This is a genomic window from Streptomyces sp. NPDC096012 (assembly GCF_040426375.1).
GTDB lineage: Bacteria > Actinomycetota > Actinomycetes > Streptomycetales > Streptomycetaceae > Streptomyces.
In genome coordinates this window covers 33,655-47,036 of the sequence record NZ_JBEOTD010000035.1, presented here as the reverse complement: position 1 = coordinate 47,036, position 13,382 = coordinate 33,655, and the positions used below count along the sequence as shown (strand labels likewise).

Sequence of the window (13,382 nt, the reverse complement as noted above, 5' to 3'; positions counted from 1 at the left end):
CATATCGCCTGCGTGTGTGGGCCTGGTCAGAGGGCGTCGACACCGCTCACCTTCCAGCCGGCGGAGGTGTGTGTGAGCGTCAGCCGCACCCGGTTCAGGTCCAGTCGGGGCTCCGGGACCTGGGTGCTCCGGGTGACCTGGTTGACGAAGAGCAGGACGACGGCCCTGTCCGGCGTCGCCGACACGACGGAGGCGGCCGGGGCGCCGCCGTCGGAGGGTGTGGCCACGGTCGCCTTCACCACGCCGTGGTACTGCGTCGCGGTCGGCGCGACCACCGTCTTCGTCGTCCTGCCGTACTGGTCGCGGAAGTGCCCGGTCAGCAGGGCGCGGGCCCGGGCGAAGTCCCGGTCGAGGTGCCGGTAGTCGTACGACAGCACGACCGGGGCCGCCTTTTGCGCGGCCGCGAGGGCCTCGCCGCGGGCCTGCTCCGCCTGCCGCCCCTGCCGGTACTGCCACCCGAGGACGGCGGCCACGACCAGGGCCGCCACGAGGACGGCGCCCAGAACCGCGGTGAGAGCACTCCTGCCCAGCCTGCGCGCGGGCGCGCTCTCCTCCGGTTCGTCCTCGAAGGGCGCGGGCTCCGGCGGGTCCTCCCAGCCGTTCGCCGGGGGCTCGACGAGCAGCGTGCGCCCGGAGGCGGCTTCCTTTTCCACGCGCGCGGCCTGCTCGGGGCGCGCCGGCCGTCCGGCGCGCTTGGCCGCCGCGCGGGTGGCCGCGGTCATGGTGCGGCGGGCCGGGGATCCGGTTCCGCGGGTGCGGGAGGTCGGGTTCGCCACGGTGTCTCTCCTCATTGATGGCCTCAGGGGTGGGTCAGCCCACGAACGCGACGTCGGAGGTCAGCCAGCGGCCGGCCACGCGCACGAGGTCGAGTTGGAGCCGGTAGGTGCGCGCCTGGCCCCCGGGCGCGGCGGTGTTGGTCACCTTGCTGTCGGCCACGACCAGGACCCGGGCCGAGTGCGCGTCGGAGCGCACGAGGCCCGCTTCCAGGACCTGCCCCTCGGACACCGACTTGTTCTGCGCGACGAGCTTCGTCAGCTGTGCGGTCTGCGCGGCGAACTCTTTCCTGAAGTCGCCGGTGGCGCCGCTCAGCACGGTGCGGCTGTCCCGGCCGTAGTGCCGGTAGTCGAGCGAGGTGAAGTTCAGCGCCGACTGGCGGGCCGCCGCCAGGATGTGCTGACGGCGCTGCTCCGCCGCGCGCTGGTCGGACAGCTTCAGGCCCAGGCAGACACACAGCACGGTCGTCAGCACGGTCGCGGCGACCAGCACCGCCGCCAGCAGCCTCGCCCGGCCCCCTGTCACGCCATCGGTCCCACGAGCAGCCATTGCCACGACTCCTTTCCGAACACGCTCTGTTCTCCGCCCGTCGAGCCGATCTCGACGGGCGTTCCGTCCGGGCCGGTCGCGGTGCCGGTCTCCGGGTCGTACGGGGCCACGAACGCGGCCCGGTCGGCGCCGGCCGCACCGGTCGTCGCGCCGGGCGCGTTCTGGGCTCCGCGCACCGAGGTCTTGCCGCCGCGCGGTGCCGTGCAGCGCGCGGCGGTGTTCGCCGGGCGCGTGCCGGTGTCGGCGGGGTCGCGCCGCCGGGTGCCGTAGCCCTGCGTGCACGCGGGCGGGTCGTCGGCGTTCACGGTCAGCCCGAAGTGGGTGGTGCCGTCGCCGGGGATGACCGTGTAGCTGCCGGCGACCGTGAGCGGCAGCGTGACCAGGGCCTGTTCGACGCCGGGCAGCCGGGCCAGGGTGATCCGGCCGCCGCTGACGAGGTTGGCCAGCAGGACCGGCACGTGTGGCCGGGTGGACCTCAGCAGCGAGTCCAACTGCTGCCCGGCGGGCGCCGTGTTGCCGATCAGCCGGCGCAGATCGCCGTCGCTCGACTTCAGCTGCCGGGTGAGCGTGGCCAGGTCGCGGGAGAACGACTTGATGGCCGAGCCCTGGTCGGCCTGCGTCTTGAGCACCTTCCGCGAGTCCTCGATCAGCGAGACCGTCTGCGGGAGCGACGCGGACGCCGACTCCACCAGTGAGTTGCCGGAGTCCACCAGCCGGCTCAGGTTCGGTCCCGTGCCGGCGAACGCCTTGCCCAACTCGTCGACGGTGACCCGCAGATCGCCCTTGCCGACCGAGTTGACCAGCCGGTCGAGGCTGAGGACCAGGTCGGTGACCGGCAGCGGGGTCCGGGTGCGGCTGCGCGGGATCGGGCTGCCGTCCATGAGGTACGGCCCGCCCGGCCGCCGTGGCTGGAGGTCGACGTACTGCTCGCCCACCGCCGAACGGTCGGCGACCACCGCGAGCGTGTCGGCCGGGATCCTCGGGGCCCCGTCCTCGATCTTCAGCGCCACCGAGACCCCGGACGCGGTCAGCCGCAGGTCGCCCACGCGGCCCACCGGCACACCCCGGTAGGTGACCTCGGCGCCGGGGAAGACGCCCCCGGACTCGGCGAAGTCGGCGCGCAGGGTGTACCCGCGGTGCAGGACCTCGTCCACGAGGCCGGTGTAGCGGGCGCCGACGTACGACACCCCGAGAGCGGTGACGGCGGCGAAGGCGAGCAACTGGGCCCTGACCGTACGTGTGATCACGGCAGCATCCCCTTCAGCATCAGCTCGGCGAGGCCGAGGTCCGCCCCGGGCGGGAGGCGACGCGAGCCGCCCCCGGTGCCGTATGCGGCGGTGCACATCGGCGGACACAGCAGGGTGCTGCCGGCGGAGGGCGCCGGGGGCACGGGAGGCGCGGAGGGCGCGGGAGGCACCGACGGGGTCCCCGGCAGGGACGGTGTCCCCGGCAGGGACGGGGTGGACGGGAGAGGGGTGGGAGTGGGGAGGCCGGGAAGGTGCGGCGGCCCGGGGGACTTCCCGCCCTTGCCCGGCTTGCCGGTGAGGTTGCCGTACAGGCCCGCCAGGTCGAGGTCGGCGGTGATCCTCAGATTGACGTAGTCGCCCTTGACGGCGTCCGTCGCGTTGCGCGGGAACGGGTAGGTGGTGAGGAGCTCAAGGGAGTTGGGCAGGTCGTTGCCCGCCTTGTTCAGCTCCTGCAGGATGGGCCGGAGCTTCTCGAGGTTGGCGACGGTGTCGTCGTGGGAGGCGTTCACCACCTCGGTGCCGGTCTTGCCGAGCGTGGAGAGGGCGGTGAGCATCTTCGTCAGGTCCTTGCGTTGGTCGGCGAGGGCCTTCAGGGCGGGCGGCATGGTGTCGACGGCCAGGGCGATCGTCTTCCTCTCCTTCTTCAGCCGCCCGGCCAGCCGGTCGACGCCTTTCAGCGCGCGCACGATCTCCGTCCGCTGGTGGTCGAGGCCGCCGAGGAACGTGTCGAGCTGCTTCAGCAGGGACCTGACCCGGTCCTCGCGGCCGTTCAGGGCCTTGTTCAGCTCGACCGTGATGGTCTTCAGCTGGGCCACCCCACCGCCGTTGAGCAGCGCGGACAGGGCCGACAGCACCTCCTCGACCTCCGGGTTGCGGCCGCTGCGGGACAGCGGGACCACGTCGCCGTCGCGGAGTCGTCCGACGGGCGCGGTGCCGGTGGGCGCGGACAGGGCCACGTACTTCTCGCCGAGCATGCTGGTCTGCCTCAGGTCGGCGACCGCGTTGCCGGGCAGCTTCACCGAGTCGGCGATCCTGAGCCGCACGCGGGCATGCCAGCCGTCCAGTCGGACCTTCTCGACCGTGCCCACGGTGACGTCGTCGACCTTGACCGCGGACTGCGGCACCAGGTCGAGTACGTCCCGGAACTCGACCGTGACGTGGTAGGCATGGCCGTCCGAGGCGGCACCGCCGGGGAGCGGGACGTCGTACCAGCCGTTGAACTCGCAGCCGGTCAGCAGCAGCGAGCCGGCCGCCGTCCAGGCGGCCACCCGCCCCTTGCGCAGCATGCTCATGCCGGTGCCCCCAGGATTCCGCCGAGGGTCTTGTCGACCGTGCCCGTCGACGGCGGCGCCGACGGAACCTTGGGCAGTGTGCCGAAGAGCTTGTCGAGCCCGGCACAGTTGTCGTGGTCGTCGCCGGTCGTCTTCAGGATCGAGCAGAGCAGGGACGACGGATCCTGCGAGGCTTGCGCGTTGTTGCGGGTGTCGAGGGTGCCGGCGGCGGGGTTGTAGGCGTTCTGCAGGTTCGACAGGCCCGTGGGGGCGACGGTCAACAGTTCCTCCAGTGCGGCCCGTTGGGTGACGAGGATCTTGGTGACCTTGGCCAGGCCCTGCACGTCCGAGGTCAGCGCCTTCTTGTTGCCCTTGACGAAGCCGGACACGTCACCGAGCGCGGCGGCGAGATACTTCAGCGCGGCCGCGAGATCCTTGCGCTCCCCGGCGAGCTGCCCGGCCACGTCGGCGAGGTCGGTGTCGAACGACCGCACGCGGGTGTCGTCCGCCGCCAGCGCGGCCGTGAACACCTGAAGGTTGCGCACGGTCCCGAACAGGTCGCCGCGCCCGTCGGACAGCGTGGTGACCGCCTGGGACAGGTCGCCCACCATCTGGTTGAGGTTTCGGCCCTGGCCCCGGAGGTTGTCCGCGCTCACCCCGAGCAGCCGGGACAGCGAGCCCTGCTTGTTGGCCCCGTTCGGGCCGAGCGCCTCGGCGGTGGTGTGCAGGCTGTCGAAGATCCGGTCCAGCTCGACGGGGACCGCCGTACGGGACTCGGGGATGACGTCTCCGTCCCGCAGCACCGCGCCCTTGCGGTACACCGGCAGCAGCTGCACGTAACGGTCGCTGACCACCGAGGAGTTGAAGATGGCGGCCCGCGCGCCGGCGGGGACCTTGCGCCCTGGGTCGTACTCCAGCTCCACCCGTACCCGGTCGCCCTCCGGGGTGATCTTCCTGACCTCACCGATGCGGACTCCCAGGACGCGGACGTCGGAGCCCGGGTAGATGCCGACGGTGCGCGGGAAGTACGCCGTGACGCGGACCGGGTCGGGGCCCGGCCACAGGACGACGGCGAGGCCGACGACGACCGCGAGCGTGGTGAACAGGGCAAGGAGTCTGCGGATCATCGGGTGCCTCCCGTCCGCGGCGTGACCGGGGCGGCGACCAGGTTCTGGACGTAGGAGTCGAACCAGCGCCCGTTGCCGAGGGTGTTGGTGAAGAGCCGCACGTAGGGGGCGAGCAGTTGGACGCTGCGGTCGAGGCTCGCCTGGTTGCGTTCGAGCATCGTCACGAAGGTGTTGAGGTTCTTCAGCGCGGGTCCGATCGTCTTCCTGTTGTCGTTGACCAGGCCGGACAGCTCGATGCCCAGCAGCGCGGAGCTCTTGAGCAGTGTGTGGATCGCCGCGCGCCGTTCGGCGATCTCCTTCAACAGCGCGTCACCGTCCTTGACCAGCGTGTGGAAGTCCTTCGTGTGGCCGGCCAGCACCTTGGTGACTCCGTTCGCGTGGTCGAGGAGCCCGCGCAGCGCCTTGTCACGGGCGGCGACGGTCCGGGAGATCCTCGACAGTCCCTTGATCGACGCCTGTACCTCCGCGGGTGAGTCCTGGAAGGTGACGGAGATCGTGTCCAGCGCCTTCGCGAGCCGGTCCGTGTCGACCTTCTCGCTGGTGGTCGTCAGGTCGCTGAAGGCCTGGACGACGTCGTACGCCGACACGGTCCGCCCCAGCGGGATCTCGCTGCCCGCCCGCAACTGGCCGGGCCCCTTCGGGTACAGGGCCAGGTACTTCGCACCGAGGATCGTCTTGACCCGGATCGCGGCGCCCGTGTCGGTACCGAACCCGGGGTGGCCGGTCACCTTGAAGGTGACCTTGACGTGGTCGCCGTCCAGGTCGACGCCGTCGATCTTGCCGACCTTGACCCCGGCGATCCGCACCTCGTCGCCCGGCTTGAGCCCGCCGGCCTCCGAGAAGGCCGCGCTGTAGGTGTCGCCGCCGCCGATCAGCGGCAGGCTGTCGGCGTTGAAGGCGGCAACGGTGAGCAGCGCGAGGACGGTGAGGCCGACGGCGCCCACGACGACCGCGTTGCGCTCACGGAACGGCTTCAGGCGTGGGCGCTTGAGCCGGATCCCGGGCAGCTTGGGCGGCAGGACGCGCACCTTGACCAAGGGCTGGGGACGGGGTTTGCGCCTCGGCAGCAGCCGGGGGAGTTTCGGCGGCTTGGGTGGCAGGACGCGCACCTTCACGAGGGGTTCGGGGCGGGGCTTGCGCCTCGGCAGCAACCGCGGGAGTCTCGGCAGCGCGGGTGGCAGGACACGCACCTTCACCAGTGGCTCAGGACGGCGCTGCCGTCGGACACGCAGTCTCATCCGCCACACCTCGCCCGCGCCACGTGCAGCTCCGGGGTGATCACCTGCTTGGTCTTCGGCAGCACGATCCGGCCGTCGAAGTCGCAGAGGTAGAAGTTGAACCACGAGCCGTAGGACGCCGCCCCGGTCAGCCCGTTGAGCTTGTTCGGCAGCCGCTTCAGGACGCCCTCCACGGTGTTCTGGTTCTTGTTCAGCGTTCCGGTGAGAGCGCCGAGCCCGGCGATGTCGTCCTTCAGCGGTGGACGCGCGTCCTTCAGCAGCCCCGACGTGGCGTCGGTGAGGTCGCCGATGCTCACCAGCGACCTCCCGATGGGCTTGCGGTCGGCGGACAGCCCCGAGACCACCCGGCGCAGCTGCGTGAGCAGGTCGGAGAAGCGGGAGCCGCGTCTGTCGAGCGTCGCCAGGACGGTGTTGAGGTTGTCGACCACCGAGCCGATCAGCTTGTCGCGGTCGGCGAGGGTGGTGGTGAGCGAGGCCGTGTGGGCCAGCAGGCTGTTCACCGTGCCGCCCTCGCCCTGGAGGGTCCGGACGATCTCGGTGGCGAGCTGGTTGACGTCGCTCGGGCTGAGCGCGGCGAACAGCGGCTTGAAGCCGTTCAGCAGGGCGTTGAGGTCCAGCGCCGGCTGGGTCCGGGACAGCGGGATGGTGCCGCCCGGCCGCAGCCGGGCGGTGACGTCGCCGGGGCCCTCGGCCAGCGCGATGTACCGCTGCCCGACCAGGTTGCGGTAGCGGACGACCGCGTGGGTCCCCGCGAGCAGCGGCCGGTCGGCGCTGACGGTGAACGTCACCTCGGCCAGGGTCCGGTCCTTGATCCGGATGCCCTCGACCTGTCCCACCCGCACTCCGGCCACCCGGATGTCGTCGCCGGTCTCCAGCCCGGTGACGTCGGTGAACACCGCGTGGTAGGTGTCCTTCGCGGTGAAGGAGATGTTGACGATGGTGGCGGCGAGCAGTGCCGTCGCCGCGATCGTGATCAACGCGAAAAGGGTGAACTTGATCAGAGGGGCGGCGGTCTGCCTGGCTCCTGACCTGCTCATGCGACACTCACCGCCGTTCCGCGCGCGAGCGGACCGAGGAGCAGGGTCGTGACGGGCGGCACCTGGTCGGCGGGAACGCCCATGACGGGGGCCACGAGCGAGCCGACGGCCCGCTGCTCGGCACGGGTGGCGGACACATCGACACCTCCGGGGAGTGCGCCGCCGGAACCTCCGGCCGACGTACCGTCATGCAGACGGGGTTTCGGCCCGGGCACCGGCGGATCCGGCAGGCCACGGCAGCTCGGGCCGGACCGCTCGCCGTACACCGGCTCCTCACCGGGCCGGTACGCGCCCTGCGGCCGGACGACCTCCAGGGTGATCCGCATCTCGCCGCCCCGGAACGCGTCCTCCGACGCCTTCTCCTGCCGGACCAGTCCCGTCAGCAGGCACGGGTACTCGGGGGAGTAGCGGGCGAAGAGCTCCAGCGTGGGGCGGGAGACCCGGCCCAGGGTGATCAGCCGGTCGCCGTTCTCGGACAGGAAGTCGTTCGCCGTGCCCGCTACGGCGGCGGTCGAGCGGAGTCCTGCGGCCAGCTGGTCCTGCTTCTCCACGATCGTCCGGCTGGTGGTGACCGTGTTGCGCAGGATCCGCATCAGGTCCGGCGCGGCGTCGCCGTACACCTCGGCGACGTCCGCGAACCGGGAGATGTCCTCCTCGAGGGAGGGCAGGTGCGGGTTGAGGCGGCGCAGATAGCCCTCGACCCGGGTGAGGTTGTCGCCGATCCGGTCGCCGCGGCCCTCCAGCGCGGTGGCGAACGCCGAGAGGGTGGCGTTGAGTTCACCCGGCCGGACCGTGCGCAGCAGCGGCAGCAGGTCGTTCATCAGCTGCTGCACCTCGATGCCGACCTTCGTACGGTCCTGGGTGATGACGTCCCCGGCGCGGATGGGCCGGGCCGTAGCCCCGGTGGGAGCTTCCAGGTCGACGTACTTCTCGCCGAACAGCGTCTTGGGCAGCAGGCGGGCGTGCACGTCCGAGGGGATGTACGGGACGTACCGGGGATCGAGCGCGATGTCGAGCGTGGCCTTCGTGCCGTCCGCGTGCACCTCGCGCACCTCGCCGACCAGCAGCCCGCGCAGCTTGACGTCGGCGCGTGGATCGAGCTGGTTGCCGAGGGTGCCGGCCTCCAGCGTGATGGGCACGACCGACGTGAACGCCTGCTGGTAGACGGCCACCGCGAGCGACAGCAGCAGCGCGAGCACGGCGAGGAAGGTGACGCCGTACAGCCTGAGTCTCGTTCTGTGCATGCGCACCGCTCTCACCCCGCTATCCGTACGGTCGTGGTGGCGCCCCAGATCGCGAGACTCAGCAAGAAGTCCAGGACGTTGATGGCGACGATCGAGGTCCGCACCGCCCGGCCCACCGCGACGCCGACACCGGCCGGTCCGCCGCTCGCGTGGTAGCCGTAGTAGCAGTGCACCAGGATGATCAGCACGGCGAAGACGATCGCCTTGCCGAAGGACCAGAACACGTCGACGGGCGGCAGGTACTGGTGGAAGTAGTGGTCGTAAGTGCCCGTCGACTGCCCGTAGTAGCCGGTGGTGATGGTGCGGGCCGCCAGGTACGAGGACAGCAGTCCGACCACGTACAGCGGGATCACCGCGACGAAGCCGGCGATCATCCGCGTCGTCACCAGGAAGGGCAGCGACGGGACGCCCATCACCTCCAGCGCGTCGGTCTCCTCGCTGATCCGCATCGCGCCGAGCTGCGCGGTGAACCCGGCGCCGACCGTCGCGGACAGGGCGAGTCCGGCCACCAGCGGGGCGATCTCCCGGGTGTTGAAGTACGCCGACAGGAACGCCACGAAGTTGGACGTGCCCAGCTGGTTCAGGGCCGCGTAACCCTGGAGGCCGACCTCCGTGCCGGTGAAGAAGGACAGGAACGCGATCACGCCGACCGTGCCGCCGACGACGGCGAGCGCGCCGCGCCCGAAGCTCACCTCGGCGAGCAGCCGCAGGATCTCCTTCTTGTAGCGGCGCAGGGTGCGGCCCGTCCACGCGAACGAACGCCCGTAGAAGGACAGTTGGGTGCCCAGCTCTTCGAGCGAGCGCAAGGGGCGATCGAGGAGTTCTCGCGGTCTCATCGGCTAACCCCTCTGCGGGACGACCTGGAAGTACACCGCGGTCATCACGAAGTTGGTCACGAACAGCAACATGAAGGTGATCACCACGGACTGGTTGACGGCATCGCCCACGCCCTTCGGACCGCCCTGCGCCGTCAGCCCCTTGTAGGAGGCGACGATCGCCGCGATGGCCCCGAACACCAGTGCCTTGATCTCCGCCGCCCACAGGTCGGACAGCTGGGCGAGGGTGGTGAAGGACGCCAGGTAGGCGCCGGGCGTGCCGTGCTGGAGGACGACGTTGAAGAAATAGCCGCCCGCGACACCGACCACCGAGACGAGGCCGTTGAGCAGCACGGCCACCACCATCGACGCCAGCACTCGCGGTACGACGAGCCGGTGGATCGGGTCGATGCCGAGCACCTGCATCGCGTCGATCTCGTCCCGGATCTTGCGTGCCCCGAGGTCCGCGCAGATCGCCGTGCCACCCGCGCCCGCGATCAGCAGCGCGGTGACGATCGGCGAGGCCTCACGCAGCACGGCGAGCACGGACGCCGCACCGGAGAAGGACTGCGCGCCGAGCTGCCGGGTCAGGCTGCCGATCTGCAGCGCGATGACCGCCCCGAAGGGGATCGAGACCAGCGCCGTCGGCAGGATGGTGACGCTGGCGACGAACCACGCCTGCTGGATGAACTCTCGTGCCTGGAAGGGGCGTCGAGGCAGGGTCCGGACGACGTCCAGCGCCATCGCGAAGAGGTTTCCCGAGTGCCGGAGCGCCCCCGTCGGGGACAGCCTCATGCGCTGCTCACCCCCGTCCCGTGCAGCTCGGCCTCGCGTCTCGCGATCGCCTCCCAGCGGGGCGGGCGGGTGATGCCGGGGCCGGGCAGCAGGCGGGGAGTCGGCGCATCGGCCGGCTCACCCTCGTCGAGCTGGGCCAGCTCCTGCTCGACCTGGGACGCGTCCTTCTCCTCCGCCATGCCGATCGGCCCCTGCATCCGGCCGTTCAGGAACTGCCGTACGACGGGCTCCTCACTGGCCAGCAGCTCTTCGCGGGGCCCGAACATCACCAGCTCGCGCCGGAACAGCAGCCCGATGTTGTCGGGGACCTGGCGGGCCGAGGCGATGTCGTGGGTGACGATCAGGAAGGTCGCGTCGATCTGTGCGTTGAGGTTGACGATGAGCTGGTTGAGGTAGGCCACGCGGACCGGGTCCAGGCCCGAGTCCGGCTCGTCGAACAGGATGATCTCCGGGTCGAGGACCAGGGCGCGGGCGAGCCCGGCACGCTTGCGCATACCGCCCGAGATCTCGCCCGGCAGCTTCATCTCGGCGCCGATCAGCCCGACCATGTCCATCTTTTCGAGGACGGTCCGCCTGATCTGGCTCTCGGACCTGCGGGTGTGCTCGCGCAGCGGGAAGGCGATGTTGTCGTACAGGTTCATCGAGCCGAACAGGGCGCCGTCCTGGAACAGCACGCCGAACAGCTTCCGCACCTCGTAGAGATCGCGCTCCCGGAGTTTGGTGATGTCCCGGCCCTGGATCGTGATGGAGCCGCGCTCCGGCTTCAGCAGCCCCACGAGTGTCTTGAGGAACACCGACTTGCCCGTCCCCGACGGGCCGAGCATCACCGAGACCTCCCCGGCGGGCAGCGTCAGCGAGACGTCCTGCCAGATGACCTGGTGTCCGAAGAGCTTGGTCAGCCCTTCCACACAGATCTCGACACCCATCCGGTCCCACCCTTCACCCGTGGAGCAGCTCCGACATCTGCTCTACGGGGAGGGGCGGGGCGTCCGTCGCGGCGACCGGAAATTTATTTCGGACGCGTTTACGGCGTGCTACGGCAGCTTCGGCGACGGCGTGCCCGAAGGCATTCTCGGTGCGGGGACGGAGAGCGAGGCGGACGGCACGGCGGGAGCGGCCGGGGTGAACGACGGGACCGACGAGGCAGCCGGCCTTGCCGGCACCTTCGGCACGTCCGGCACCCGCGGCGGCGACAGCGCCGGCCTTGCCGGCAGGTCCGGCAGCTTCGGCACGCCGGGCACCTGCGGGACCCGCGGCGCCGACAGCCCGGGGAGCGGGGACGAGGCCACGTCCGGCAGGGCCGGCACGGGCAGCGGCAGGAACGTTCCACCGGTGGGTGAGGGCGTCCGGCCCCGGTCGCCGGGCGCCAGGGGTGAGGGGGTGCGCGTCCCGGGGGCGCGTCCCCGGCCCGTGGCGTCGCCGCGCAGGACCTGCGCGTCGCCGGACACGGCCGGCCGCGGCGCCGCACCGTTCCCGTTCCCGCCCGCACCGAGTGTGTACGGCAGCACGAGCCCCGCCACCGCCAGGGTCGCCGCCGTCGAGGTGACCGCGACCACCTGGGCCTTACCGCCCCCGCGCAGCCGCCCGCGCCCGACCAGGAACAGCACCAGCCCGAGCGTTCCGGCCAGCGAGGCGCGCAGCGTCCGCCGGGCCCGCGCGAGCAGCGACTCGACGGTCCGGTAGCTGAGCCCCATCCGCACCGCGACCTGGTTCACGTCCAGGTCCTGCGACTTCAGCCGGAGCGCCTCCGCCTGCCGGGCGGGCAGCTCCCCGCTGCGCCCGGCGAGCCACTTCGCCTCGGCCCGGTCGCACACCGCCTCCTCCACGGGTACCGGGCCCGGCGCGACGAGCGTGGGGCGGCTGCCGACCTCGGCCTCGCGGTTGACCTGCCGGTACCGGTCGACGCACAGCCGCATCGTCACCGTCGTCAGCCAGGCGGCGAGCCGCTCGTCGTCGAGGCCCGGGCGCTCCGCGGCCCGCAGCATCGCCTCGTGCACGGCGTCCTCGGCGTCCTCCTGGCTCATGGAGCGTCGCCGGGCCACCTTGAGCAGCTGCTCGCGATGGCTCCACATACGCTGCCAACGCTCGTCGGCGGCCGTTGTGTCCGCAGGCATGTCCGTCGCCATGGGCCCCTCCGCACTCACCCGCCGGTTCCGTGCTCCGGCGAAGGGCGACATTACCGCCGAGTAGGCAGGGTTGTGGAGGGGGAGAGGCTCATCGTGTTCTAGCTGTTGCCGGTGGTCAGCTGCCCTACGTCGGGCAGCACCCCGCCGCCGGGCAGCGTGAGGGTCGGCTCGGGGGCGGGGACCAGCGGCGTCCCGGACTCCTCGGGGACGCCGGCCTCGACGGACGGGCCGGGGGAGGGTGAGGCGGGCGGCGTCGACGGCGTGCGCGAGGGACCGGGGCCCGGCTTCGGGCCGTGCGACGGCTTCGGCGCCGAGGGCTTCGGCTTCTTCGGGCGGGACGGCTTCGGCCGGTCCGGCCGGGAGCCCGCGGACGCGTCGGGCACCACGCGATGCCCCGTGAGGTAGTACGCGTACCACGCCTTGACGGTGCGCAGATAGGCGTCCGAGTGGTTGTAGCCCAGGATCGCCCGGTCCAGGTCGGCGGGGCTCGCGAGGTCCCGGCCGCCCGCGCACAGGTAACGGCCGGCGGCGAGCGCCGCGTCGTAGACGTTGTCCGGGTCCCGCCGCCCGTCGCCGTTGCCGTCCGCGCCCCAGCGGGCCCAGGTGGACGGGATGAACTGCATCGGCCCGACCGCACGGTCGTACACCGTGTCCCCGTCGTACGCGCCGCCGTCGGTGTCCGCGACGGCGGCGAAGGCGCCGCCGGTCAGCCGCGGGCCGAGGATGGGCGTCACGGTCGTACCGTCCGGGGTCACCCGGCCGCCCCCTGCCTGCCCGGACTCCACCTGGCCGATCGCGGCCAGCAGCTGCCAGCGCAGCCGGCAGCCGGGCGCGCTGCGCGCCACCTCCGCCTCGGCGCGCCGGTACGCGGCGAACACGCTCGCGGGCAGGGCGCCGCCCTCCGTCACCGCCTGGGCCGGGCCTCCCTTCCGAGTCCGCAGCGGGGGAAGATCGGTGCGGTACGGGGTGTCGCCGGACACGCTGGGTCCGTGCTCGGCGGGCGCCGCCTTCCGCGCGGGCTCCGCGGCCCCGGCCGAGACCGCCCCCGGCGCCTGCGACGCGGTCAGCACGGCCATCGCCGCCACCGCGACCGCCGTACCCCTGGCACCCCTCTGTGCCCCCTTGAGTGCACGCGCTGTCACTGTGCAGTCCCCTCTGT

13 protein-coding genes are annotated in these 13,382 nt (G+C 71.8%); all 13 read right to left on the bottom strand.

Annotated features, from left to right (window positions below; all coding sequences use genetic code 11):
• Nucleotides 1-26 precede the first annotated feature (26 nt).
• Entirely contained in the window at nt 27-776 is a 750-nt protein-coding gene (locus ABVB68_RS28175; protein ID WP_353603967.1) for an Rv1363c family protein, read from the bottom strand.
• Between the two features lie 34 nt (nt 777-810).
• On the bottom strand, nt 811-1,323 hold the full coding sequence (locus ABVB68_RS28170; protein WP_353603966.1) for an Rv1363c family protein: 513 nt from the start codon (nt 1,321-1,323) through the stop codon (nt 811-813).
• Nucleotides 1,296-2,570: an MCE family protein gene (locus ABVB68_RS28165; RefSeq protein WP_353603965.1), complete on the bottom strand. Its 1,275-nt coding sequence runs from the start codon at nt 2,568-2,570 to the stop codon at nt 1,296-1,298. The genes ABVB68_RS28170 and ABVB68_RS28165 overlap by 28 nt, the downstream gene beginning before the upstream one ends.
• Nucleotides 2,567-3,862: an MCE family protein gene (locus ABVB68_RS28160; protein WP_353603964.1), complete on the bottom strand. Its 1,296-nt coding sequence runs from the start codon at nt 3,860-3,862 to the stop codon at nt 2,567-2,569. Before ABVB68_RS28160 ends, ABVB68_RS28165 begins: the two co-directional genes overlap by 4 nt.
• A complete protein-coding gene (locus tag ABVB68_RS28155) occupies nt 3,859-4,968 on the bottom strand; it encodes an MCE family protein (protein ID WP_353603963.1) in 1,110 nt (369 codons plus the stop codon). The genes ABVB68_RS28160 and ABVB68_RS28155 overlap by 4 nt, the downstream gene beginning before the upstream one ends.
• Nucleotides 4,965-5,945 (bottom strand): MCE family protein, encoded by a 981-nt coding sequence (locus ABVB68_RS28150; protein WP_353603999.1) that lies wholly within the window; start codon nt 5,943-5,945, stop codon nt 4,965-4,967. The genes ABVB68_RS28155 and ABVB68_RS28150 overlap by 4 nt, the downstream gene beginning before the upstream one ends.
• A gap of 257 nt (nt 5,946-6,202) precedes the next feature.
• Entirely contained in the window at nt 6,203-7,243 is a 1,041-nt protein-coding gene (locus ABVB68_RS28145; protein WP_353603962.1) for an MCE family protein, read from the bottom strand.
• The gene (locus ABVB68_RS28140) at nt 7,240-8,487 is read right to left on the bottom strand and encodes an MCE family protein (protein ID WP_353603961.1); all 1,248 of its coding nucleotides are present in this window, start codon (nt 8,485-8,487) and stop codon (nt 7,240-7,242) included. The genes ABVB68_RS28145 and ABVB68_RS28140 overlap by 4 nt, the downstream gene beginning before the upstream one ends.
• An 11-nt stretch (nt 8,488-8,498) precedes the next feature.
• On the bottom strand, nt 8,499-9,323 hold the full coding sequence (locus ABVB68_RS28135) for an MlaE family ABC transporter permease (protein WP_353603960.1): 825 nt from the start codon (nt 9,321-9,323) through the stop codon (nt 8,499-8,501).
• A 3-nt stretch (nt 9,324-9,326) separates the two neighbouring features.
• Complete coding sequence (locus tag ABVB68_RS28130) at nt 9,327-10,097, bottom strand: MlaE family ABC transporter permease (RefSeq protein WP_093478077.1); 771 nt, start codon at nt 10,095-10,097, stop codon at nt 9,327-9,329.
• The gene (locus ABVB68_RS28125; protein ID WP_353603959.1) at nt 10,094-11,023 is read right to left on the bottom strand and encodes an ABC transporter ATP-binding protein; all 930 of its coding nucleotides are present in this window, start codon (nt 11,021-11,023) and stop codon (nt 10,094-10,096) included. Before ABVB68_RS28125 ends, ABVB68_RS28130 begins: the two co-directional genes overlap by 4 nt.
• A gap of 108 nt (nt 11,024-11,131) precedes the next feature.
• Nucleotides 11,132-12,211: an RNA polymerase sigma factor gene (locus tag ABVB68_RS28120; protein ID WP_353603958.1), complete on the bottom strand. Its 1,080-nt coding sequence runs from the start codon at nt 12,209-12,211 to the stop codon at nt 11,132-11,134.
• A gap of 110 nt (nt 12,212-12,321) precedes the next feature.
• Nucleotides 12,322-13,299, bottom strand: coding sequence for a lytic transglycosylase domain-containing protein (locus tag ABVB68_RS28115; RefSeq protein ID WP_353603957.1), 978 nt, complete (start codon nt 13,297-13,299; stop codon nt 12,322-12,324).
• Nucleotides 13,300-13,382: the final 83 nt, after the last annotated feature.